This is a genomic window from Haliea sp. E17 (genome assembly GCF_048323675.1).
In the GTDB taxonomy this organism is placed as follows: domain Bacteria; phylum Pseudomonadota; class Gammaproteobacteria; order Pseudomonadales; family Halieaceae; genus Mangrovimicrobium.
Genome location: NZ_JBLWFK010000009.1, coordinates 65,734 through 88,999 on the forward strand (window position 1 = coordinate 65,734; position 23,266 = coordinate 88,999).

At 65.6% G+C, this 23,266-nt stretch carries 22 protein-coding genes; 12 read left to right on the forward strand and 10 right to left on the reverse strand.

From position 1 onward, the window contains the following. Positions 1–50: 50 nt before the first annotated feature. The 3 genes from ACNKU3_RS19755 to ACNKU3_RS19765 all read right to left on the reverse strand — a co-directional run bounded on the left by ACNKU3_RS19755 (position 51) and on the right by ACNKU3_RS19765 (position 4,309). Positions 51–1,754, reverse strand: coding sequence for an amidase family protein (locus ACNKU3_RS19755; protein ID WP_418261291.1), 1,704 nt, complete (start codon positions 1,752–1,754; stop codon positions 51–53). A 52-nt stretch (positions 1,755–1,806) separates the two neighbouring features. Beyond that, positions 1,807–3,180 (reverse strand): DcaP family trimeric outer membrane transporter, encoded by a 1,374-nt coding sequence (locus ACNKU3_RS19760; RefSeq protein WP_418261292.1) that lies wholly within the window; start codon positions 3,178–3,180, stop codon positions 1,807–1,809. 94 nt (positions 3,181–3,274) lie between these two features. Beyond that, positions 3,275–4,309: an aldo/keto reductase gene (locus ACNKU3_RS19765; protein WP_418261293.1), complete on the reverse strand. Its 1,035-nt coding sequence runs from the start codon at positions 4,307–4,309 to the stop codon at positions 3,275–3,277. A 393-nt stretch (positions 4,310–4,702) separates the two neighbouring features. Between ACNKU3_RS19765 and ACNKU3_RS19770 the strand changes: the two genes are divergently transcribed. The 6 genes from ACNKU3_RS19770 to ACNKU3_RS19795 are packed head-to-tail and all read left to right on the forward strand — an operon-like array spanning position 4,703 to position 8,818. Beyond that, the gene (locus ACNKU3_RS19770; RefSeq protein WP_418261294.1) at positions 4,703–5,233 is read left to right on the forward strand and encodes a DUF1993 domain-containing protein; all 531 of its coding nucleotides are present in this window, start codon (positions 4,703–4,705) and stop codon (positions 5,231–5,233) included. After that, positions 5,233–5,979 carry a molybdate ABC transporter substrate-binding protein gene (gene modA / locus ACNKU3_RS19775; RefSeq protein WP_418261295.1) on the forward strand — a complete coding sequence of 249 codons (747 nt, stop codon included), beginning with the start codon at positions 5,233–5,235 and terminating at the stop codon, positions 5,977–5,979. The genes ACNKU3_RS19770 and modA overlap by 1 nt, the downstream gene beginning before the upstream one ends. Before the next feature lie 30 nt (positions 5,980–6,009). Then, positions 6,010–6,705: a molybdate ABC transporter permease subunit gene (gene modB, locus ACNKU3_RS19780; RefSeq protein WP_418261296.1), complete on the forward strand. Its 696-nt coding sequence runs from the start codon at positions 6,010–6,012 to the stop codon at positions 6,703–6,705. After that, positions 6,702–7,772, forward strand: a complete 1,071-nt coding sequence (modC, locus tag ACNKU3_RS19785) for a molybdenum ABC transporter ATP-binding protein (RefSeq protein ID WP_418261297.1) — start codon at positions 6,702–6,704, stop codon at positions 7,770–7,772. Before modB ends, modC begins: the two co-directional genes overlap by 4 nt. Before the next feature lie 21 nt (positions 7,773–7,793). Continuing rightward, on the forward strand, positions 7,794–8,168 hold the full coding sequence (locus ACNKU3_RS19790; RefSeq protein ID WP_418261298.1) for a cupin domain-containing protein: 375 nt from the start codon (positions 7,794–7,796) through the stop codon (positions 8,166–8,168). After that, a complete protein-coding gene (locus tag ACNKU3_RS19795; RefSeq protein WP_418261299.1) occupies positions 8,165–8,818 on the forward strand; it encodes a hypothetical protein in 654 nt (217 codons plus the stop codon). Before ACNKU3_RS19790 ends, ACNKU3_RS19795 begins: the two co-directional genes overlap by 4 nt. Here the strand turns inward: ACNKU3_RS19795 and ACNKU3_RS19800 are convergent. Continuing rightward, on the reverse strand, positions 8,815–10,173 hold the full coding sequence (locus tag ACNKU3_RS19800; protein ID WP_418261300.1) for a DEAD/DEAH box helicase: 1,359 nt from the start codon (positions 10,171–10,173) through the stop codon (positions 8,815–8,817). The genes ACNKU3_RS19795 and ACNKU3_RS19800 overlap by 4 nt on opposite strands. 203 nt (positions 10,174–10,376) lie before the next feature. Here ACNKU3_RS19800 and ACNKU3_RS19805 point away from each other — a divergent pair, with 203 nt between their 5' ends. After that, positions 10,377–11,870, forward strand: coding sequence for a S10 family serine carboxypeptidase-like protein (locus ACNKU3_RS19805; RefSeq protein ID WP_418261301.1), 1,494 nt, complete (start codon positions 10,377–10,379; stop codon positions 11,868–11,870). A gap of 55 nt (positions 11,871–11,925) precedes the next feature. Here ACNKU3_RS19805 and ACNKU3_RS19810 read toward each other — a convergent pair whose 3' ends face one another. Further along, positions 11,926–12,711 (reverse strand): enoyl-CoA hydratase-related protein, encoded by a 786-nt coding sequence (locus ACNKU3_RS19810; RefSeq protein WP_418261302.1) that lies wholly within the window; start codon positions 12,709–12,711, stop codon positions 11,926–11,928. Positions 12,712–12,805: 94 nt separating this feature from the next. Between ACNKU3_RS19810 and ACNKU3_RS19815 the strand changes: the two genes are divergently transcribed. The 3 genes from ACNKU3_RS19815 to ACNKU3_RS19825 are packed head-to-tail and all read left to right on the forward strand — an operon-like array spanning position 12,806 to position 15,149. Then, entirely contained in the window at positions 12,806–13,681 is an 876-nt protein-coding gene (locus ACNKU3_RS19815) for a phytanoyl-CoA dioxygenase family protein (protein WP_418261303.1), read from the forward strand. Next, entirely contained in the window at positions 13,678–14,157 is a 480-nt protein-coding gene (locus tag ACNKU3_RS19820) for a MarR family winged helix-turn-helix transcriptional regulator (RefSeq protein ID WP_418261304.1), read from the forward strand. Before ACNKU3_RS19815 ends, ACNKU3_RS19820 begins: the two co-directional genes overlap by 4 nt. Beyond that, positions 14,157–15,149 carry an NADPH:quinone oxidoreductase family protein gene (locus ACNKU3_RS19825; protein ID WP_418261305.1) on the forward strand — a complete coding sequence of 331 codons (993 nt, stop codon included), beginning with the start codon at positions 14,157–14,159 and terminating at the stop codon, positions 15,147–15,149. Before ACNKU3_RS19820 ends, ACNKU3_RS19825 begins: the two co-directional genes overlap by 1 nt. 65 nt (positions 15,150–15,214) lie before the next feature. On the opposite strand, the gene ACNKU3_RS19830 is transcribed toward ACNKU3_RS19825, so the two are convergent. The 3 genes from ACNKU3_RS19830 to ACNKU3_RS19840 form a co-directional block, all read right to left on the reverse strand. Next, positions 15,215–16,855, reverse strand: coding sequence for an isovaleryl-CoA dehydrogenase (locus tag ACNKU3_RS19830; protein ID WP_418261306.1), 1,641 nt, complete (start codon positions 16,853–16,855; stop codon positions 15,215–15,217). A gap of 70 nt (positions 16,856–16,925) precedes the next feature. Beyond that, positions 16,926–17,342: a VOC family protein gene (locus ACNKU3_RS19835; protein WP_418261307.1), complete on the reverse strand. Its 417-nt coding sequence runs from the start codon at positions 17,340–17,342 to the stop codon at positions 16,926–16,928. Positions 17,343–17,403: 61 nt separating this feature from the next. Next, positions 17,404–18,120, reverse strand: a complete 717-nt coding sequence (locus tag ACNKU3_RS19840) for an alpha/beta fold hydrolase (protein ID WP_418261308.1) — start codon at positions 18,118–18,120, stop codon at positions 17,404–17,406. A 107-nt stretch (positions 18,121–18,227) separates the two neighbouring features. On the opposite strand from ACNKU3_RS19840, the gene ACNKU3_RS19845 reads away from it, so the two are divergent. Then, on the forward strand, positions 18,228–18,806 hold the full coding sequence (locus ACNKU3_RS19845) for a TetR family transcriptional regulator (protein ID WP_418261309.1): 579 nt from the start codon (positions 18,228–18,230) through the stop codon (positions 18,804–18,806). A gap of 6 nt (positions 18,807–18,812) precedes the next feature. Here ACNKU3_RS19845 and ACNKU3_RS19850 read toward each other — a convergent pair whose 3' ends face one another. Beyond that, complete coding sequence (locus ACNKU3_RS19850; protein ID WP_418261310.1) at positions 18,813–20,372, reverse strand: alpha/beta hydrolase domain-containing protein; 1,560 nt, start codon at positions 20,370–20,372, stop codon at positions 18,813–18,815. Positions 20,373–20,524: 152 nt separating this feature from the next. Between ACNKU3_RS19850 and ACNKU3_RS19855 the strand changes: the two genes are divergently transcribed. Further along, entirely contained in the window at positions 20,525–21,328 is an 804-nt protein-coding gene (locus ACNKU3_RS19855; protein WP_418261311.1) for a cyclase family protein, read from the forward strand. A gap of 6 nt (positions 21,329–21,334) precedes the next feature. Here ACNKU3_RS19855 and ACNKU3_RS19860 read toward each other — a convergent pair whose 3' ends face one another. After that, on the reverse strand, positions 21,335–23,257 hold the full coding sequence (locus tag ACNKU3_RS19860) for a DUF3604 domain-containing protein (protein ID WP_418261312.1): 1,923 nt from the start codon (positions 23,255–23,257) through the stop codon (positions 21,335–21,337). Positions 23,258–23,266: the final 9 nt, after the last annotated feature.

Here is a 23,266-nt window from a genome sequence, read left to right on the forward strand (position 1 = left end):
CGGGGATTGTCCCGCTGCCGACGCCGACCGTTGCGGATCCGGCGACATATTCAGGGAAACTGCAGAGGCGCCTTGCGCCCGTGAGTTGCCTGTTCGAAGGCAAAGGCCAGTTCGATCAGCCGCGGCTCCGCACAGGCGGTGCCGACAAAACTGACCCCGAAGGGCATGGGGAGGGGCGCGAAGCCCTCGGGTGCAGGTGGGTCGAGCACATTGCTCACCGCGGAGAAGGGCACTACCACCGCGGGGTAACCGGCCTTGTTGAGGATGTTCTCGGCCTTCCAGGAAGGCAGCAACAGGGCATCGAGATCGTGCGCCTCCAGCGCCGCATCGATGCCCTCGGTGCGCGACAGGCGGATGTCCTTGTCGCGGTCGGCGCGCCAGCGCTCGAAATCCCCTTCCACATCCATTTCATCGGAGATATCGAGCTCCGCCTGTCCGTACCTGATTGCCCCCTCGGCCTTGTGGGCAAGGTTGAATTCGCGCAACGCAGTCAGCGAGGCCACCGGCGCTGTTTCGCCAAGGCTGTCAAGCCAGGCATTGAAATCGCGTTTCATGCCGTATTTCAGGATGGTCGAACAGTGCTCGTCACCGCCCTTGCCCTGGGGCAGGTCGTAGCAGTTCTGGAACAGCAGCTGGTTGTCCGCGGGATTTTCCGCGACCACGCTGGGAATGTCCGCCGGGTCAACAATCACCGCACCCTGCTCCCGCAGCAGCGCAATCACCTGTTCCATCACCCGGGCCTCCTCGGCGGACAGGCCACCCACGGGAGCTTCCGCGCCGGGCGGGGTTACCGCACTGTAATAGTAGGCCCGCGGCACGCCGATTCGCGCCCCGGCGAGCGCGTCGGCCTGCAGGTGGCTGCTGTAGTCGCCATCCTCCGGCAGCGGACACGCCCCGGTGGCGGCGTCGTGTTCATCCACGCCCTCCATTGCCCCAAGTAATGCCGCGGCATCCGCCACATACTTTGCCATCGGGCCGGCGGTATCCTGGTCCGCGGTGATGGGAATGATCCCGTGGCGGCTGATTCTCCCCACGGTGGGTTTGATGGCCACCAGGGAATTGTTGTTGGCGGGAATTTCCATGGAACCGCTGGTCTCGGTGCCGACATTGGCGGCCCATAGATTGGCTGCGGTGCCGACCCCGGAACTCGACCCGCCGGTGTCCAGCACCGGGCGCCCATCGGCAAAACCCTCGCGCGGGTCGGGACGCGGATCGTAGGGATTGAAACTGAAGCCGCCCAGCGCGTTGTATCCATTGGGCATGCCGGTGGCCACCCAGTTGGCCAGTTCGGTCAGGGTTGTCTTGGCGAGAATGATCGCGCCCGCGTCCTCCAGCTTGCTCACCAGGGTCGCCGGGTAGGGCGGCACATAGCCAGCGAAGGCCAGCGCGCCGCCGGTGGTGGGCAGGTCGGCAGTATGGATGTTGTCCTTGAGCGCGACGGGGATACCGTGCAGCGGGCCGCGAACCTTGCCGTCCGCGCGTTCGCGATCGAGCAGGTCGGCTCGCTCCAGGGCGCGATCACTGACCGCGAGCGCCGCGCCGAGTTTTGCTCCGTAGTGATCGATGCGCTCCAGATACTGCCCAACCAGCTGTCGGGAACTGACCTGCCCCGCCGCCATTGCCGCCTGCATGTCGGCGAAACTGGCTTCGACGACCGAGAAGGGTTGCGGCGGCTCGGACTGTATTTCTGGCGGTGGTGTGACGTCGCGCTGCGGTTCAGGAGGGCCGGACTCGCTGCAACCGGCCGCCAGCACTGCCAGGCACAGCAGGACCGGTAGCGCGAGGCGGCTGCCTGCCCGGTGCGGCCTAGAAACTGACCCCCAGCTTGTGTTTGAAGCTGAACTGGATTCGGTAGTCCTCACCGGTGCGCCCTCCTACATCTTCATGTCTGCCATAGAGCAACTCGGAACCGATAAGCAGCTCGGGATACGGGGTGTAGAGCAGGTTGGCACTGGCGTAGATACCTGTGTCGAACTCATCGTCGGACTGTTCGTTGCGCGGATCGGCATCGTTTATCGAAAAACCCAGCGAAGAAGACCAGTGATCAGACCAGTAGCGGTCGTAATAGGCGGTAACGCCCAGTACCGGAACCGCCTCGGCCTTGCCACTCTCCGGTGCGAGATTGACTCCACCATCGTTCATGAAGCTGGAAATGCCCTGGCCGTAAACTACCCCCAATTTCAACTGGTCCTGACCAAAACTGTTGATCACACTGGTGAGGTTTAAACCCCAACCGCTTTCGGAATCACTTTCGGCGCCACCCGGCAGGCCGCGCGTCTCGATTTCCAGCTGCCGCAGTACCGCTGCCAACTGGTAGTGGCCCCAGGTGTATTCGTCCCGCCAATGCGCGGTGAGGTCGGGCAGCGGCGTTTTCGCCTTGACCGCGTTGTCGAACTCCGGCGAGATGTCGCCGTAGATACCGCTATTGAAACTGCCGTTGGGCTTTTCCAGCGCCAGGGCGAATTCGGCGTCCGGCAATGCCCAGGTGTAGCGCAGTTGCGGGTTGCGGTTGAAAACCATGCCCGACGGCCCCCACCAGTCGATCACATTGGGAAAGATGGAGATGTCCATGAAATTACTGTTGGTCTGGCCGAAGCCCAGCGCGCCCAATGAAATCCAGGCGTGGCGCAAGTTGAACTTGGTGTCGCCCGCATCGGAACCGGTGCCGAAGAAATCGAACTCGAACCAGCTCTCCATCTGCCCCATGGGCGTGGCCGTCGCACCCTTGAAGCCGAACTGAGTCTGCTTGACGCTGAGCACGGTTAGCCCGTCATCGCCGTACTCGCCGCTGGTGGTGGGGATGGTCGAGGGCCGCAGCGTGGACTCCCAGGTCGGGTCCACCCGATCGAAATCGTATATGGCATCGAGCTGGATATGCCCGTACAGGTCGACCCGGTTGCCGCTCGTTTCCTCCCTGTCTTCACTGGCAACAGGAACCTGTTCAGCGAGCGCGCGCTGGGCTTCCGTGCCCGATGAGGGTTCGACCCCTGTCAGTTCTGCAGGTTGCGGCGAACCCGCCTTGAGGCGCCGGATTTCCTCGCGCATGGCATCGAGCGCCTTCTGCTGTTCTGCCAGCTGTGCCTCCAGTACCTGGATGCGCTGCGCATCGCTCAGCGGATAAGCACTAGTTGGCAACAATAGCAGGACAAAAAAAATCAGCAGGGCAGACTGGGAGGGCATGCTGGCGGGCCTCACACAATTAAGTCATGTTGCGCGCTTCGGCACGCCTACCAGAAAAGTAGGAGCTGGGGACAGCCCTGTCAAAAGCTCGCCGCTAGCCCAGGTACTGCGCCCGCGCCTCCCGCGCCGGCGCCACCGCCGCGGTGCCGTAGTCGGGCACCAGGGCGCTGAGCTCGTTCAGATGCGCGTATTCCTCCTCGGTGAGTTCGACCTCCACCGCGCGCAGGTTGGCCGCCACCTGCTCCGGTCGCGTCGCCCCCACCAGCAGGCTGGTGGCCGCCCGTTCACGCAGCAGGAAAGCCAGCGCGATTTCCGCCGGGGTGACGCCGTGGTTTTCCGCAATGCCGCGCATGGCATCGACGATGTCGTGCACCCGGTCGTGGCCGAGCATGGGGGCCACCCGGCCGCCGCGGCGACCGGGCGTAGCGGAACTGCCGTCGCGCTGGTACTTGCCGGTCAGGACCCCGCCCAACAGGGGCGCCCAGGCCATGATGCCGACCCCTTCACTGCGCGCCAGCGGCACGATATCGCGTTCGATACCGCGGCTGGCGATGGACCAGTGGCTCTGCACGACTTCCAGCCGCGCCAGTTGCTCGCGATCGGAGATGCCGCGCGCTTTCATGATTTCCCAGGCGGCGAAATTCGAGCAGCCCACGTAGCGCACCTTGCCGTCGCGCACCAGGTCGTCGAGCGCCCGCAGAGTCTCCTCCAGCGGCACCGCGGGATCGAACATGTGCAGCAGGTAGAGATCGATGTAGTCGGTATCCAGGCGGCGCAGGCTGGCCTCGCAGGCGCGCATCAGGTGAGCCCGGGAATTGCCCTCGTTATTGGGCCCGGGACCCATGCGCAAACCGGCCTTGGTGCAGATCACCAGTCCGGAGCGGTCCAGTTCCAGCTCACGGATCGCCCGGCCGATGGCTATTTCGGATTGTCCGGCGGAATAGCCGTCGGCGGTGTCGATGAAATTGATCCCGCCCTCCACCGCGGTGCCCATGACGGCGTTGACCGCCTGCTGGTCCAGCCCGCCGAGTTCCTTCCAGAATTCCAGGTCGCCGCCACCGAAGGTGTTGGTACCGAGGCAGAGTTCGGAAACGATGAGCCCGGAGCGGCCGAGTTTGCGGTAACGCATGGTGAAAAACCTCTGGATTATTCTGGGGGCGGACATTGTGGCGGTTCTGTGCGGGGATTCGCAAGCTGTGACACTTCGGTATTGCGGCAGGAGTCAAAAGCGGTAGTACCCGCGCCGAGCGCGAATCAGCGCATGCCTGCTGGTACACGCCAAAAAGCGCACATCCCTGTCGCCGCACGGTTCCAGCAGGCATGCGCTGATTCACACTCTACCTTCTGCACAAGAATCCAACACATGATATTCCGCTCGCCAATTTGCGGCGGATCAGGAACTCCCTTCGTTCGTTATTGTCCTTCCTGTTCGCGCTTTACAGGCGCGCGGGGCAGGCCCGGTTGTTCTATCATGAGTCTGCTCGCCGCCATAACCCTAAGCAGACCGCCGAGGACCACCGCCATGCCCGTCTCTCTCTACCAGGCCACCGTGCCCACATTCATCCAGGTAACCGGCGCCATCCGCGGCGTACTGGACAAGGCTGAAAACTACTGCGAGGAAAACAGCCTCGACCCCAACACCCTGGTCGAGGGCCGCCTGATCGCGGACATGTGGACTTTTGCCTTCCAGGTCCAGTCGGTGGCCGCGCATTCCTTCGGCGCGATAGAGGGCGTGCGCAGGGGCCTGTTTACACCGACACCGGAACAACTGCCCACGGATTTCGCCAGCCTGAAACAACGGCTCGACGACGCCCTCGGCGGGCTGCGGGCCGTCGACCCGGAAGAGCTCGACAGCTATATCGGCAAGGAGGTGCGCTTCGAGGCCGGCCACATCAAGTTCGGTTTTATCGCCGAGGATTTCCTGTTCAGCTTTTCCCAGCCCAACTTTTTCTTCCACGCCACCACGGCCTACGACATCCTGCGCGCACAGGGCCTGCCGATGAGCAAGCTCGACTTCCTCGCCGGCATGCGCCTCAAACAGGATCCGTCGTGATGGCGCGGCGCCTGCCACTGTTCCTGCTGCTGTTCGCCCTGCTCCCGGGCAGGGTGGGCGCCGCGGAGGTGGCGGTCGCGGTCGCTTCCAATTTCAGCGCCCCGCTGCAGGCGATCATCGGCGTGTTTGCGGAACAGACCGGCCACAGTGTGCAGGTCTCGACCGCCTCCTCGGGGAAACTGTTCGCGCAGATCCAGCACGGCGCGCCCTTCGACATCTTTCTTTCCGCGGACGAGGAAAAGCCCACCGCGCTGGGAGAGAGCGGCGAGGCGCTGGCCGAGACCCGATTGACCTATGCCGTAGGACGGCTCGCGCTGTGGGGCAGCAAAACCGCGGTCAATCCGCGCCCCCTGCTGGAGACCGCTGCCTTCCAGCGCCTGGCGATGGCCAATCCACGCCTCGCCCCCTATGGCGTCGCCGCCCGGGAGACCCTGCAGGCGCTGGGTTTGTGGGACGCCGTGCAGGACAAGCTGGTGACCGGGGAAAACATTTCGCAAACCTGGCAGTTTGTCGCCACCGGCAATGCCGAGCTGGGTTTCGTCGCCCTCTCGCAGGTCATCCGCGACGGCAGGGTTCCGCCCGGCGCGTGGCTGGTACCCGCGGAACTCCACTCCCCCATCCGCCAGGACGCCGTGCTGCTGGCGCGCGCGGCGAAGAATCCCGCGGCCCGCGCCCTGCTGGCCTTCTTGCGCAGCCCCGAGGCAACCGCCATCATCCGGGGCTACGGTTACGACACCACAGACTGACACCGCTGGCACAGGGAGCACCGGAACAGCATGCATTTTTCCGCCGACGATCTCGTGGCGATCCGGCTCACCTTCGAACTCGCGGTCATTGTCACCGCGCTGCTCCTGCTGATCGGCACCCCCCTGGCCTGGTGGCTGGCCACCACCCGCAGCCGCCTGCGCAATATCGTCAACGCGATTGTCGCGCTGCCCATCGTGCTGCCGCCGAGTGTGCTGGGCTTTTACCTGCTGATCGGCATGGGACCGAACGGCCCGGTCGGAAAACTGACCACCGCGCTGGGCATCGGCACCCTGCCCTTTACCTTCGCCGGCCTGGTCATCGCCTCGATCATCTACTCGCTGCCGTTTGTGGTGCAGCCGATCCAGAACGCCATGGAGGCCATGGGACGGCGACCGCTGGAGGTCGCGGCCACGCTGCGCGCCGGACCGGTCGACCGCTTTTTCCACGTGGTGTTGCCGCAGGCGCGTCCCGGGCTACTGACCGCCTGTGTGCTCGGTTTCGCCCATACCGTGGGCGAGTTCGGCGTAGTGCTGATGATCGGCGGCAATATACCCGGCGAGACCCGGGTAGTCTCGGTACAGATCTATGACCACGTGGAAGCCCTGGACTACGCCAGCGCCCACGCCCTGTCGCTGGCGATGCTGGTATTTTCCTTCCTGGTGCTGCTGGCGATGTACACGCTGAACCCGCGCGCCGTATTTACCGCGGGGACGCGCCAGCCATGAGCGAGATCCGCGCCCGCTTCGCCCTGCACTATCCCGCCTTTGCGCTGGATGTCGACCTCAACCTGCCCAATCGCGGGGTGTCGGTACTGTTCGGCCATTCCGGTTCCGGCAAGACCACCCTGCTGCGCTGTATCGCCGGCCTGGAGCGGGCCCGGGATGGTGAAATGCACTTCAACGGCGACACCTGGCAGTCCGGCAGGAAATTCCTCGCCGCACACCGGCGGCCCATCGGTTACGTGTTCCAGGAGGCCAGCCTGTTCAGCCACCTGAGTGTGCGCGGCAACCTCGATTTCGCGGTGAAACGCGCGCCGCAGAGCGACACGCCGATCGCCTTCGACCAGGCGGTGCAGCTGCTGGGCATCGACGGGCTGCTGCAACACCATCCGCAACAACTCTCCGGAGGCGAGCGCCAGCGGGTGGCCATCGCCCGCGCCCTGCTGATCCAGCCGCGCCTGCTGCTGATGGACGAGCCGCTGGCGGCCCTGGACCTGCCGCGCAAACAGGAAATCCTGCCCTACCTCGAGGGCCTGAAACAGGAACTGGCCCTGCCGATCATCTACGTCAGCCACGCCGCCGACGAGGTGGCGCGACTGGCGGACTATATTGTCGGCATGGAGAACGGGCGGGTGGTGGCGGCGGGCCCGCTCGCCGAGACACTGGCCCGGATCGATTCACCACTGCACCTGGGCGAGGACGCCGGGGTGGTCATTGAGGGGCTGGTACTGGCGCGCGACGGCAAGTGGGGCCTCGTGCGGGTACACTTCGACGGCGGCGAGCTGTGGGTGCGCGACGCCGGCTACCGCATCGGCAGCCAGGTCCGGGTCCGGGTACTGGCGCGGGACATCAGCCTGGCGCTGCAACGGCACACGGATACCAGTATCCTGAATACCCTGCCGGCCACGGTGGAGTCGATCGCCGCGGAGGACGACTCAGGCCAGGCACTGGTGCGGCTGAAGGTCGGCAACATCTACCTGGTATCGCGGGTGACCCGGCGCTCGGTCCACGCACTGGAGCTGGTGGTCGGCCAGTCGATCTGGGCGCAGGTGAAATCGGTCGCGGTAATCTGACAACACGTTCTGGGGGGAACAATGCAACCGGCAATACTGAAACAGAATCTCGGCACCGAGTTCTACACCGACGAACTGTGCTATATCACCGAGCTGTCGAACAGCGCTGGTGACCCCGCGGTGTCCATCGCCCGCGCCCGGGTCGAACCCGGCGTCACCACCCGCTGGCACCGGCTGGACGAGACCGCCGAGCGCTATGTCATGTTGTCGGGTGAGGGCCTGGTGGAGGTAGCGGACCTGCCCCCCACCAAAGTCTTGCCGGGCGATGTGGTTTTGATTCCGCCCTTCGCGCGCCAGCGTATCACCAACACCGGCAAGGAGCAGCTGATCTTCCTCGCCATCTGTTCGCCACGCTTCCAGCCGGAAGTGTACGAGGACATCGAGGACGCACAATGAGCAGAAACGGAATTCCGGTACAGGCCATCAACCCGGACCTGTTCGAGGTCCGGCTCAAGGACACCGACGACCCGGTCGCGGGAAAAACCCAGTGGGAACCGGCGAAATCCGGCGGCGCCAACTTCAAGACCCAGAAACTGACCAGTGAAAACGGCGTGCTGAAAGTCTCCAGCACTGTCGGTCACCGGATTTTCGGCCTGGTCTTCCTGATTCCCGGCCTGGCGGCGGTCCTCGTGGGCTGCCCCTGGTCGATCAGCAATGGCGAATGGGGTACGGGGCTGTTTTTCCTGGTCTGGGGAGTATTGTTCGGCGGCGCGGGTGCGCTGATCCTGATCATGCAGAAGCCCTTCACCATCGACCCGCTGCGCGGCGTGTATTACCGCGGCAAGCTGGACATGAGCGCGCCCGCCACCCTCGACCCGGACAAGCGCGGCAGTACCCACGATATCCACGCCATACAGTTGCTCAGTGAGCGTATCCGCTCGTCGTCCAGCAGCGGCTCCAGTTCCTACCGCAGCTACGAGCTGAACCTGGTGTTCAAGGACGGCAGCCGGATCAACGTAATGGACCACGGCAAGCAGGCGGCTATCGAGGAGGCCGCGCAGGTGATCGCCGGCGCCCTCAATATCCCGGTGTGGAAGATGGCCTAGTTCGCGGCCTGGTGGCGCGCGTTGCCCTGGCCCTGGCCACGGCCGCGACCACCGCGACGACTGCGGCCATTGGCCGGACGACCCTCGCCGCGGCTGTTGCCGTTGTCGCCGCGACCGCCGGCGTTTCTGCCGTTGCCACTGCGGCCATTGCCGTTGTCGGCGTTGTTTTTCGCCGCGAATTGCACCTTGCGCTGGGGCTTGGAGGCCTTGGTCGGCAGGGCGTGCTCGGGCTCGAAGCCCTCGACTTCCTCGCGGCGAATAATCTGTTTGGTCAGCCGTTCAATCGCCACCAGCTGGTCGATCTCATCCGCGCTGACCAGTGACAGCGCTTCGCCGCTGGCGCCGGCGCGGCCGGTACGGCCAATGCGGTGCACGTAGTCCTCCGCCACATTGGGCAGGTCGACATTGATGACGTGGGGCAGCTGGTCGATATCGATACCGCGGGCGGCAATGTCCGTCGCCACCAGCACCTGGATGCGGTTGGCCTTGAAATCGGCCAGTGCCTTGGTGCGGGCGTTCTGGCTCTTGTTGCCGTGAATCGCCGCTGCCGGCACGCTGGCCGCCTCCAGCAGTTTCGCCAGCTTGTTGGCGCCGTGCTTGGTGCGGCTGAACACCAGCACCTGGTGCCAGTTGTTGGTCTTGACCAGGTGAATGAGCAGCTTGCCTTTCCTGGCCTTGTCCACCGGGTGGATCAGCTGGCTGACGCGCTCCACCGTGGTGTTGCGCGGTGCCACGTCGATCTCCAGCGGGTCTTTCACCAGGCCCTTGGCCAGCGCGCGAATCTCGTTGGAGAAGGTGGCGGAGAACAGCAGGTTCTGACGCTTTTCGGGCAGCAGCCTGAGCACACGCTTGATGTCGTGGATAAAGCCCATGTCCAGCATGCGGTCCGCTTCGTCCAGCACCAGGATTTCCAGGTCGGAGAAGTCCACCGCCTTCTGGCCGTGGAGATCCAGCAGGCGGCCCGGGGTGGCTACCAGCACGTCAACGCCGCGCTGCAGCTTGCTGATCTGCGGGTTGATACCCACACCGCCGAACACCACCGCGCTGCGCAGGGGCAGGTTCTGGCCGTAGTTGGTCACGCTCTCCCCCACCTGTGCGGCGAGTTCCCGGGTCGGCGTCAGCACCAGGGCGCGCACGCGCTTCGATTGCGCTTTGGGGCCATCGGCCAGGCGGTGCAGCAGCGGCAGGGTGAAGCTGGCGGTCTTGCCGGTACCGGTCTGGGCAGCGCCCATGATGTCGCGGCCCTTGAGCACGGCGGGAATCGCCTGCGCCTGGATCGGGGTGGGTGTGGAGTAGCCTTCGGCGGCAACCGCATCGAGCAGTTCGCGGCGCAGACCGAGATCTGTAAACAGCATGTAAACGTCCGGGAAATAAAGAAAAACGGGCAGGGGCATAATTCAGCCAAGGGTGCAGGATACAGCAAGCATCGCGTCCGCTCCAGCCGCAATGCCGGTGATATTACCGCCGGCGCGGCCCGCCTGGACGCCGATTTTGTGCTGGACAGGCCCGGCCGCTATTCCGATCATGGGCTTATATAACAGGGAAAGGACTCGCCACCATGACCGAGCAGGACACCACCGCACCGGAAAACCCCCACCGGGGCGTGCGCCAACGCCAGCAGTTCGCCCTGACCAGCGGCCCGCTGGAAGTGGACGTCATCGCCGACTGGCTGGTGATCTACGACAAGGACGAAGCCGACGGGCGCATCTTTCATACCGCCTACCTCGCCGGGGACAGAGACAGTGGACGGCCGGTCATTTTCTGTATGAATGGCGGTCCCGGCGGCGCCTCGGTGTTCCTGCACTTCGCCTGCGTCGGTCCGCGCGCACTGGCCCGTGACAGTGCGGGCAAACTGGACACGCAGGCGCGCGACCTGGCGTCCAACCCGGACAGCTGGCTGAACTTTGCCGACCTGGTATTCATCGACCCGATCGGCACCGGCTTCAGCCACCGGATCAGCAGGAAGCCCGAGGCGGGCGAAGAGAAGAAATCAGCGGAAAAGGAAGCGGAGAAAAACCCCTACTGGGGCACCAAAAAAGACCTGGATTCGATCGGCCAGTTCATGCGCCGCTTCCTGCGCCAGCACAGACTCTGGCGCCGGCCACTGTACTTTGCCGGGGAAAGTTACGGCGGCTACCGCGCCGGCCGGCTCGCCAAACTGCTCAACAAGGAATACGGCCTCGGTATGGCCGGCATCATCAGCATCTCTCCGATCTGGCAGTTCCGGGATGTCTCTGATTCCGATTACAGCGCCAGCCAGTGGGTCAACCAGTTGCCGGTGTACGCCGCCATCGCCCACCGTAACGGCATCGGCCGGGCCTTCGCCGCGGACACGCCAATGGACGAAGTGCTCCGTGCAGCCGAACAGTTCAGCATCGGCGACTACGTACAGATGCTGGTGGCGGGCGAGCTGATGCCGGAGGAGCGCCGGCAGGCGATCCTGGCCCGGGTCGCGGACCTGATCGGCCTCGACACGGAGTTCGTCGGCAAGGCCAATGGCCGCATCCTCATTGGCGATTACGCCCGCATGGTGCGCAAGCTCCACGGGGAAATCACCGACCTCTATGACGGCAGCCTGTACAGCCTCGATCCCTTCCCCCATCGCACCAACAACGAGACCGCCATCAACGAGGCCCTGTTCAACGACCACCACCTGTACCAGAACGCCGTGCACCAGTGGTTCTTCGAGGAACTCGGGGTGGAGACCCCGCTGGAATACCAGATCCTGAACCACGAGGCCTTCGAGAACTGGAAATACGACGAGAAGAAATTCGACATGTTCGAAATGGCCTCCTCCATGGACGACTTCCGCGCGGGGATGACCGGCAACCCGCACCAGCGCGCACTGATCGTCCACGGCCGCTTCGATACGGTGACGCCCTACTTCGCCTCGCGGCGGCTGCTGCACCAGGCCAGCCTGGCGGCGTCGGTGCGGGCGCGCATCAGCGAAAAGCTCTACGACGGCGGCCACATGTTCTATTCCTGGCCAGAGATCAACCGCGAGTTCGCCGGGGACGTCGAGGCTTTTGTGACACCGCCCGACGCAGCCTGAGCGCCCTGCGGCACTGTTACAGGGGCAGGCCGGCGCTGCCGCCGGGGTCCGGCGACTAACGCCCCTCGAAGCGCGCAGCGCGTTTTTCCATCATCGACAACGCGCCCTCGCGGGCGTCGGCGGTGGCGAAGGTCGCCAGCTGCCGCCGCTCCTCCTCGTCGAGGTGGCGGGCGTGATCGAGCTCCCAACTGTCCCACAGCAACTGCCGCAGTGTGCCGAGCGCCACGGTGGGACCCGCAGCCAGTTCGCGGGCCAGTTCCATGGCCCGCTGCGGCAGGTCGCTGTCTGCGCAGACTTCATTCAGCAGCCCCCAGTCCAGGGCCTGGCGGGCGGGCAGGCGGCGGCCCAGCAGCAACAGCTCCTTGGCCCGCGCCCAGCCGACCAGCTTCGGCAGCAGCCAGCTCAGGCCGCCGTCGGAGGACACGCCCAGCCGGCTGAAGGCGGCGAGGAAATAGGCAGAGTCCGCGGCCAGCACGATATCGCCCGCCAGGGCATAGGAAAAACCCAGCCCCGCCGCGGGACCATTGATTGCCGTGACCACCGGAAAGGGCAGTTGCCGCAACAGCTTGAGGGTGTAGTGGTGGTGGGTGCCCAGCGCAATCGGCTCCGCCGCTTGCCCCGGTTCGCTGCCGCTGATCAAACCCAGGCTGCCGCCGGAACAGAAACCGCGGCCGGCGCCGGTCAGCAGCAGGCAGCGAAAGCCCCGGGCGGGGTCGGCGGCGAAACGCACCGCCTCGCGAATCTCCCGGGCCATCTGCGGCCCCATCGCGTTCAGGGTCTCGGGGTGGTTCAGGGTGATCCGCAGGACCTCGCCATCGGCCTCGGCCAGTACGTGCTGCATGGTTTTGTTCTCCGAATTCGTTGACACTATTTATTCAGATTGACACTATTGTGTCAATTTATGGCGCGTACCAACCTCGTGGGAAAACAACACCATGGCCGAGACGGTAAACATCAGCGAAGAGCAGATTGCCCAGTACCAGCGCGATGGGGCGGTCCTGCTGCGCGGCATCCTCACCCAGCGGGAGCGGGAACTGCTGGAACAGGGAGTGGAGGAGTCCAATGCCCACCCCGGCAAGCGCTCCACCCGTGCCAGCAATGCCGAGGGCCGCGGAGAGACTTTTCTCGAATCCTTTCCCAGCCAGGGCAGCAGTCCCTCGCTCAAGGCCCTGCTCGAACTGGGCCGCATCCCGGAGATCGCCGCCCGCATGATGCGCACCCCCTCGGCGCAACTGATCCTCGACCAGATTTTCTACAAAGCCGCCGGGGTGGTCATACCAACACCCTGGCACCAGGATACCCCCTACCTGCGGGTGCGCGGCGACGACATGATCCGGGTGTGGATCTGCGCGGATTACTCGCCGCAGGAACTGACCCTGCAGATCATCCGCGGCTCCCACCGCTGGGGCATCGTGTTCGACCCGCGCCTGTCAGCCAGCGAGGGCAATGCGGTGCGCAACTCCGGCGCGGGCCGCATGATCCAGCTGAGCGGCGGCGACCACCCGGGGCCGCAGATTCCCGATATCGCCCGCTACCCGGAGAGCTTCGACATCCTGCGCTGGGACGTGGAACCGGGCGACGCATTGATTTTCAACGGCAACATGCTGCATGCCGCCGGCGGTGCGGACAACTATCCCACCGCGCGCCGCGCCTACACCAGCATGTGGGGCGGGCCGCAGTTGCGCTACATCTCCCCGCCGGACAACGCCATACCCACCCTCGCCGAGGTAAATCGAATCGCGGTGCCCTTCGATTCAGCGGTCGGCGATTACCCCGAGGCCTTCCCGGTGGGCTGGAAGTCCGCGCCATGACCGCCTCGCAGCTCAAGTCCAACCCGCTGATTGCCCTGGTCGACGAAGTGTCGCGCCTGCAGGGTCGCTTCGGCAGCCTGTTCGACACGGTGCACGCGGCGAGCGGCCTCAAGCTGATGCAGGACATCGTGCTCAACGCGGTCTACGAGGCCGACCGGCCGCCAACAGTGCCGCAGATCGGCCGCAGCCTCGGCCCCCCGCGGCAGGTGATCCAGCGGGCGGTCAACGAACTGGTGGACGAGGGACTGCTGCAACGGCTGCCCAATCCCGACCACAAGCGCGCGCCGCTGTTTGCGGTGACCGCGAAGGGGCTGCAACTGAAACAGCGCACCGATGCCATCGCACTGGCGATTTGCGACGATTTTTTCCGCAGTAACGAGCCCCAACAGTGCGAGCAACTGGCCGGCGAACTGCGCCAGCTGCGCAAGGCGCTCGAAGCCTTCGCCCGGCAGCGGCAGGCGGGAGGTGGCGACTGATGCCCCGCGCGGTTATCTCCGACACCCTCGGCCCCCTCGAAAACTACAGCGTGCGGGACTACGACCCGGGCCCGCCCGGCCCCGGGCAGGTGCGCATCGCCGTACGCGCTGCCGGGGTCAGTTTTGTCGACGTGCTCAACGCCACCGGCCGCTACCAGGGCAGGGCGCCGGTGCCCTTCATTCCCGGCAGCGAGTTCGCCGGGGTGGTCGAGGCACTCGGGGAGGGGGTCACGCAATTCTCCCCTGGCCAGGCGGTGATGAGCGGCGGCTGGGGCGGCGCCTTCGCCGAGGCCGCCCTGGTGGATGCCGACACCGTCCACGCCATGCCCGCCGGGATGGATTTCGTCCAGGCCGCGGTATTCCGGGTAAGCGCACTGACCGCCTGGCACGCCCTGGTCGACCGGGCGCAGCTGCAGCCCGGTGAAACCCTGCTGGTGCTCGGCGCCGGTGGCGCGACCGGGTACGCCGCGGTACAGATTGGCGCCTGGCTCGGCGCCCGGGTCATCGCCTCCGCCTCCACCGCGGGGAAACGCGGCCTGGCCCTGCACGGCGGCGCGGAAACCGCGGTCGATGCCCGATCCACCAACTGGCGGGAGGCGGTGCAGGCCGCCAACCAGGGCCGGCCGCTGGATGTCGTGTTCGACCCCGTGGGCGGCGAGGCCACCGAGCGCGCCTTCCGCTGCCTGGGCTTCGCAGGCCGCCACCTGGTCGTGGGCTTTCCAGGCGGAATCAGCGCACTGCCCACCAATCTGCCGCTGCTGAAGGGCGCCAGTCTCGTCGGGGTCAACCTGCAGGCGCAGTCGATCGCCGCTCCCCGCAGCGCCAGCGCCAACCTGGAGCGCCTCGTCGACCTGGCGGGCAAGGGCCTGTTCTGGCCGGTAGTCGCCGATACCTGGCCGCTGGAACAATTTGCCGCTGCCATGGCCGCGGTGGAACGAGGCACCAGCGAGGGGAGAATCGTGATTACCATGGACAGCGTCGCAGGCGCCTGATCCGCCCCTGCCCGGGTGGTTCGGGGACAGGGGGCAGCGCCGGGCTGGCGCCAAAGCGCGGGCAATCAGCCCAGGCCGACCCGCGAAATCAGCAGGCCAAAAGGCGTGTCCGGCGACAGGGTACCGAAACAGCTGCCGCCCTCGCCGCCCAGCCGGTGCCGGCAAAATGTCTTCGCGATCGCCGGGTCGCCGGCCAGCAGCAGGGCCGCCTGCAGGGCCGTTGCGGCGCGCTCCACGACCTGCCGGCTGCGCACCTCGAGAGTCTCCGGGTACTCGAAATCACGGCGCAATTGGTCGACGGCCTGGTCCAGGTCGGCATTCAGGCCGCTGGCGCGAGCGAGCTCCGCAAACAGGGCCTCGCCGGCTTCCGGCTCCCGGCGCAGGGCGCGCAGCACATCCAGGCACTGCACGTTGCCCGCCCCTTCCCAGATGGAATTGAGCGGTGCCTGGCGGTAGAGCCGCGGCAGCATGGTGTCCTCGACATAGCCGATCCCGCCGAGGCACTCCAGGGCCTCGTTGACCAGCGGCGGGCTGCGCTTGCAGATCCAGTACTTGCCGATCGCCGTGGCGATGCGGGCAAACGCCGCCTCCTGCGGATCGCGCGCCGCGGCATCAATCGCCCGCGCTACCCGCATCGACAGCGCCACCGCGGCCTCGACCTCCAGCGCCATGTCCGCCAGTACATTGCGCATCAGCGGCTGGTCGATCAGCAGCCTGCCGAACACCTCCCGCTGGCAGGCGTGGTGCGTGGCCTGCAGCAGGGCCTGGCGCATCAGGGCGCTGGAGCAGGTCATGCAGTCGAGCCGGGTGAGGGCCACCATCTCCAGGATGGTCGGCACGCCGCGACCCTCTTCGCCGACCAGCAGCGCCAGCGCGTTGTGAAACTCAACCTCGGCTGAGGCATTGCTCCAATCGCCCAGTTTGTCCTTGAGGCGCTGGATGACCACGGCATTGCGCTCGCCGCTGTCGAGGATGCGCGGCACCAGGAAGCAGGACAGCCCGGCCTCCGCCTGCGCCAGCACCAGGTGGGCGTCGCACATCGGCGCCGAGAAAAACCACTTGTGGCCGACCAGCCGGTAGCTGCCGTCGGCCTGCGCTTCCGCGCGGGTGGTATTGGCGCGCACGTCGGAGCCGCCCTGCTTTTCGGTCATGCCCATGCCGATGGTGCAGGCGGTCTTCTCGTCCATCGGGATGGCCCGCGGGTCGTACTCGTTGGCGGTCAGCTTGTTGATCCATTCCTCGGCCCAGTCGCCGCCATGGCGCAGCGCCGGGACCGACGCGTAGGTCATCGACATCGGGCAGGCGGTGCCCGCATCCGCCTGGCTGCCGAGGTAGATCACCGCGGCGCGGGCGACGTGGGCGCCGTGCTTGATCTCGTGGTTCCAGGCGTAACTGTGCATGCCGTGGCCCATCGCGCGCTTCATGATGCGATGGTAGGCGGGATGAAACTCCACGCTATCGATGCGGTTGCCGTAGGCGTCGTAGGGGTGAAATTCAGGGCGGTGGCGGTTGGCGCTGTAACCGAGTTCGACCAGTTCTCCACCGCTGACCGCGCCATAGCGATTGAGGTGATCGGATGCCCAGCCGCCGCCCTCGCGCTCCACGGCTTCGCGCAGGGGCGCATCGACCACCCAGGCATTGTAGTCCCGCAGGGGGCGGGGCTGGTTTTCGACCTGATGGGTGAAGAAGGGGTCGCGGCTGCTCATGGTGGCCTCGCATGTTCGACCGGGTCCACCTCAGTGTAGCGTCATCTGCTGCGCGCGCTAGCGCAGGAATCTAGCCCTTGCCCTTCAATTCGAGGTTGTTGCCCTCCGGGTCGCGCAGGTAGATGGAAGGACCCATGCCAGTGGCGCCATAGCGGACTTCCACTTCCCCGGTCTCCACGCCATGGTGGTGCAGGTAATCGAGAATCTCTCCGGCGTCCCAGGGCTCGACCTGGAAACAGACGTGGTCCATATTCGGCGCCCGCCCGTCCGGCGCTGCACCGCCCTGCAGTCCCAGGGGACCGCTGACATCGACCAGGTCAATCAGCGAGTTGCCCGCCCGCAGCTGGGCCAGGCCGAGCTCCCCTGGGCCGCGCTCCAGTCGACAGCCGAGCACATCGCGGTAAAAGACGATCATCCGCTGCATATCCCTGGCGCGGATTACCACGTGGTCGATCTGGCTCAGGTTGAGCGGATTCGCTATCTGCATGGTGAACTCTCTCCCGAGGACCCTGTCCGGCCGCGGCGGACAGGAACGCGGCCGGGCACTATTAGAGCGAGGCTAGTTCGTGGAAAATTTCTGTCAACCTTTCCGGCTCGGTGATCATCAGGTCATGGCCGGTATCGACCACCCAGAAGCGGCCCTCGCACATCTGCCGCAGCGGTTCGTGGAACTCCTCCGGCATGTTCTCGGCGCAGACGATAAACGACTGCGGCAGGGCGCGCACCCGGGCCTCGTCCTGCAATTCCAGCTTCTGCGCGAAGCAGGCAAAGGCGTGCGGTGTCAGCTTGGGCGCCATCCATTCGATCTGTTCGGGGTCGGTCACCCCGTAGTAACCATAGGGCAGGTCATCGCTGAACAGCACCAGTTCCACGCCGTCCACCATCCGTGAGCGCGCCCGGGTATTCGCCATCATCTCGCCGGCGACGTCCTGCAGGGACTGCCCGCTGCCGGGGAACGCCGCGTCCAGGTAGACGAGATTGCCGATGCGCTCGGGCACCCGGTCCGCGACACCGGTGATCACCATGCCACCGTAGCTGTGGCCGACCAGGTAAACATCCGCGAGGTCCTCGTAGACCAGGGTGTTCACCACGTCGGTGATGTGCATGTCGAGGTCGACTGCGGGACTCATCAGGTGCTTGCGCTCGCCGAGGCCGGTGAGCGTCGGCGTATACACCTCGTGTCCCAGTGCGCGCAGCCGGCGCGCCACCGGTTGATAACACCAGCCGCCGTGGCCGCCGCCGTGCACCAGTACAAATGTCGCCATTCTTATTCTCCTGTCATTGCCAGCGCCGCAATGCCCCGGCATTAAGTTACCGATTGATAACTTAATGGCGGATCGCTACAGCTGTCAACCACGCTATACTTGCGCCGATGAAAACCACGCCAGTAATCAGGCGCCGCAACGCGCTGCAGACCCGGGCCCGCATACTCAGCGCGGCCCAGGAGGCCTTTTCCCGCCGCAGCTACAGCGAGGTGGGTATCCGCGAGATCGCCGCGCTGGCCGATGTCAGTCCGCCGATGCTGATCCGCTACTTCGGCTCCAAGGCCGGACTGTTCGAGGCTGCCCTGATCGATGCGGTGCGCTTCGAGGCACTGCCGGAACTGGGGCAGGAGGGGCTGGGGAAACGCTTTGCCCAGTGGTTTACCGACGAAGAGCTGATGTTATTGCCCCCCGCGATGATCGCGCTCTCCACCGGTCACGAGGAGGCCAGCGCCATCACCACCCGGGTTGCCGAGGAATACGCGATCAAGCCGCTGGCCCGCTGGCTGGGGGCGCCGGACGGCCACCTGCGCGCGCTGGAGATTTTCATGCTGTCGACCAGTTTCGTGCTCTATACCCAGCAGTTGCCGGTGCTGCAGTTGTCCCGGGCGGGCAAGCGCAAGCTGGCGGACTGGTTCGCCGAATCGGTGCAGGCCATCGTCGACCGGGGCCAGGGAGCCGCGTCCTGAGTCCGGCTATTCACCGACTTCCAACCACCAGGAAGCCCCGGCGGGCGACATCTGGATTGCGGCGGACTCCACGATCAGTTCGGCATCCTCGGCCACCAGGAAGCCATTTTCCACCGCCTGTCCGGCCGCATCCGTAACCGCCACTACCCAGGAATACGGATCGGGGTACAGCGAGGCCAGGGTCTCCCAGGACAGGAACTGGGTGGTGCCGAACAGGCTGCACACGCCCGCCTCCAGAGCGCCCTGGCCCTCGCCGGAGAAGATCGCGATCGGCGCATCCACATAGGGCGTGCGCACACCGCCGAGGACGTTGCCGTACTCGTCAAACTCGAAACCGTCACCGGTACTGTTCAGCACCAGGCGCTCCGCGGACGTCGGCGCCTCGCCGTCGACCAACCAGCGGTTGAGCGCGGCGATGGCCGCCTTGACCACGAAGTGCTGCGGTCCGCTGTTCACCGGCCGGTCGCATTCGATAAAGCCCGGCGCCGGGGAAGCGTTTTCCCGGATCGCGGCCACCCCGGGGTCATTGCCGGTATCGAAGCGGCCGAGGATGGCCAGGTAGAGGTCCGCGTGTGCGGTACCCGCGACCTCCCAGAGGCGGAAAAACTCGCTGTCCTCCTGCCTCCCCTCTACCGAACCGCGAATCTCTAATTCCTCATCCACCGCCGAGCCGAGCAAAAAGAGATCGGTCTCGGTCTGCAGGTTGAGCAGGGGTTTGCCGAGGTCGTCGCGGAAGCGCACCACCGGCGGTGCCGGGATGAATTCCTGCGGCGCCTGCGACAGGGGCGCGGAACCCCCGCCACGGCTGTGGATGAAATAGGCATCCGCCAGGTCGGTGCGCCGGCCCAGCGCGTTGACCAAGGTGGTCAGGTAAAACGCCGATTGCGATTCGCCGGCGACGATGATCCGCTGGGCCTGGAGATCACCCAGCGGGGCAACGCTGCGGGGGTAACGGACGGCCTGCAGCGCCTGCAGGAAGATGTCGTAGGCAAAGCTGTCGCCGGGGTGGGACAGGCTGCCATAGCGCTCCGGATTGATTTCCTTGAGCGGCGCCGACACCGCGTCATCGAACACCAGTTCACCCCCCTCGATGCCGGCAGCCTGCGCCGACACCCCCACCCAGGCGTAACCGCGCCGCACCAGTTCGGTGTGGGCGGTGGTCCATTCCACCGGGCCGTCGGCGCCTGCGGTGACATTCATCCACTCCACCAGCACGGTGCCGTTGAAAGCCAGCGGGTCGATCGGGCGATAGACCACCAGGCGGGTCTTGTAATCCGCGCTCTCACCGCGCCTGACGCGCCAGCGGCCATCGCTGGCGAGGGTGTTGTCGTTGCGGTAGGCATGGGCGGTGCCGCTGAAGAAAAACTCCGCCTGCTGGTAGCCGATGTCCGCCAGTTTGAACAGGGTGCCAAGGAGGACGGGGTTACCCTCGAGCGGCCCTTCGACCACGGGATCATCGACCTCCAGGGCCGGGTAGCGCGGCCCGTCGGAATCGGCACAGCCGCTGGCGAAAAATGCAAGGAGCAGCGGCAGCGCAAGCGCGCGAAGCAGCGTCGTCGGGGGCATCAGTGTCATCCTTGTACTGTTATCGTTATCTTCCCGCGCCAGCTTGCTGCGGCACCAGGTACGGTCCAGCTTAGCAGTTGCCCGCCGCAGCGTCTCCCGCCGCTGGATTCTGGACTATGCTAGGGACACCTTACTCGCTCCCGGAGGTTCCCATGCCACGGTTTCCTGTTTTACGCCACACCGCAGCCGCCGTACTCACCTGTGCTTGCGCCGGACTGGCGCAGGCCGAAGGCTGGCCCGCGGGCCGCATCGTCGACATGTCCTGGCCCTACAATGCCGAGACCATCTACTGGCCCACGGAAAAGGGATTCGAGAAGTCCACCCGCTTCGAGGGCATGACCGACAAGGGCTATTACTATTCCGCCTATTCGGTGAAGACCGCGGAACATGGCGGCACCCACCTCGACGCGCCGATTCACTTCGCCGCCGGGCGCCACACCACCGACCAGGTGCCGCTGGAACAGCTGATGGGCCCCGCCGTGGTGGTCGACGTGTCGGCCAAGGCCCGGGGCAACAACGACTACCTGGTTTCCGTGGCGGACATCGAGGCGTGGGAAAAGCAGCACGGCGCGATCCCGGCGGGTGCGATCGTCCTGCTGCGCACCGGCCACGGCCCGCTCTGGCCGGACCGCGAGGCCTACCTGGGGACCGCCGCGCTGGGTGAGGCAGCCGTGCCGCTGCTGCATTTCCCGGGGCTGGCGCCGGACGCGGCGACCCTGCTGGAATCGCGCGCCGTCGATGCCGTGGGTATCGACACCGCCAGTATCGACTACGGCCAGTCGCAGGACTTCATGGCCCACCGCATCCTGCTGGGCGCCAACATTCCGGTGTTCGAGAATGTCGCCAACCTCGAGCAGCTCCCCGCCACCGGCGCGCTGGTGATCGCCCTGCCGATGAAGATTGAGGGCGGCAGCGGCGCCCCGCTGCGCATCGCCGGGATCATCCCGGCGCCGTGACAGGCCTCAGGGCGTATACCAGATCGGTGAGCTGAAGCCGCGTTCCTGCTGCACCAGCGGCACCTCCGGATCCATCTCGGTGCCGTTGCGCAGCTTGTCGAACAGGGTCCAGCGGGGGGTGGGAATCTCCAGTACCCGCACGTAGTACACCGCCTGCAACGCGGGATCGAAGTCGGGGTCGGTAAAGACACCCAGCAGTTGCTGGGCGCCGATGCTGTTGTCGTATTCGCCGGTTTCCATATTCACGGTATTGCCCACCGGCGGCAGCCTGCCGTCGTCGCCGACGGCGCGCTCATCCGACCAGATCACGTCGTAAATCTTTTCGTGGGCGGCGTTGTCGGCATCCACCCAGCCTTTTACCACCTGGATGCGGTCGAGGTTGGCGCCGTCCGGGTCCTTGCTGGCGGCGACGATAAAGGTGGGCGAGTAACCTTCCGGGGCGGTCGATAACATGCCGCCCATCGGCACACCCTGGTCGTAGCCGGTGGCCACCCAGTCGCCTGCCAGGGTCTCGTCAGTGAAACCGAAGCTGCCGAAGAAGCGCAGCGACATGCGCGAACCGGTAGTGGCGAAGGTCTCGCGCCGCTCCATGGCGTCCCAGATGGCCTCGCGGGTATTGGCCACCGACCACACTCCGGTCACCCCGGAGGCGGACATCTCCCAGCCCATGTAGTTGCCGTCCTTGCCACTGATCAGCGGGAAGTTCCAGCGTTCCTTGTTGCTCGGCTCGAGGGTCTTGAACTTGCCGAAGAAGTTGTCCTCCTCGACACTGGAGAGGCCGGTGTGGGTGTCGGTGCCGGCGACGGCACCCAGGGTGAAGGGGTTTACCCCCAGCTCGTTCCTGATACGCATGCCCGATTTCAGGGCCTCGCGCCAGTACTCGTACTTCAGTGCACCCTCGGGCTTGGAGACCATGATCAGGTTGCCCCGGTCCCACAGGTCCCAGTCCGAAAATTCGTCCTCCGGCGATAGCGCCGGGTGCGACTCGCTCTGGCCCTTGTACTGGGTCAGCTCGTAGGAGCGCTCGTAGCGCTGCCGCTGCTCCGCCCACTCGCGGGTCATCGGCGAGCCGTCGAACTGCTGTTCCTCGAACATGCGGCCGTTGGACATGTTGCCGTTGTGGGGAATCGCCAGCATGCGGCCGCCGGTTTTCTCTTCGTAGGCGGCCATCCAGGCCCAGAGGTCCGCGGGGTCCTGGGTCTGGAACGTCGTCAGGGGAAGGACCTGCAGGCCGCGATCGGCCCCATCGCGGAAGATCACGTTGCGGTGCAGGTTGTTGCCGCCATCCGCGTTGACGGTCCACTCGTAGGCGATAAACGTGGTGAACTCGCCGGGCTGGTAATACTTCTCCGCCGCCTCGACGGTCTTTTCCCAGGCGGTCTTCATCCACTTCGGATCGGTGACTTCCGGGGGCAGGCGCTCCTCGGATTGCATGATGATCAGTTCGCTCTTGGCCGCGGCAGCCCTGGCCTCGTCACCGGAATTCAGCGCTTCGGACCAGCCCTTGATGATCGGGTTGGCCAGCATTTCCGGATTGCCGTCGATAATCTGGTTGATGGTGCCCATGCCGTCGGAATGATCGGAGACCAGGAACCAGTCATAGGGCTTGCTGATCTGCGCATCCAGCCCGGTATTGGATTTAACCACTTCGCCGCGGGCAAAGCGGTAGGCGTCCTCCGGGGTGGTGATGGCGCCGTCCATCCCGGCATCCGCGGACCAGCCCGTGTGCACATGGGTATCGCCGAACCAGGCGGTCACCGGGTAGGCGGGGACAGCGGGTTCCGGCGCAGGCGCCACAGCCACGGCTTCCGCTGCGGGCTCCGGGGCGGCGGTCACCGCGGGCGGCGGCTCGCTTTTCTGGCAACCGGCAGCCAGCAGTGGAATCACGATGAAAGGAAGATAGGCGAGACCGCGACTGGAATTGTTCATGGACCGGCT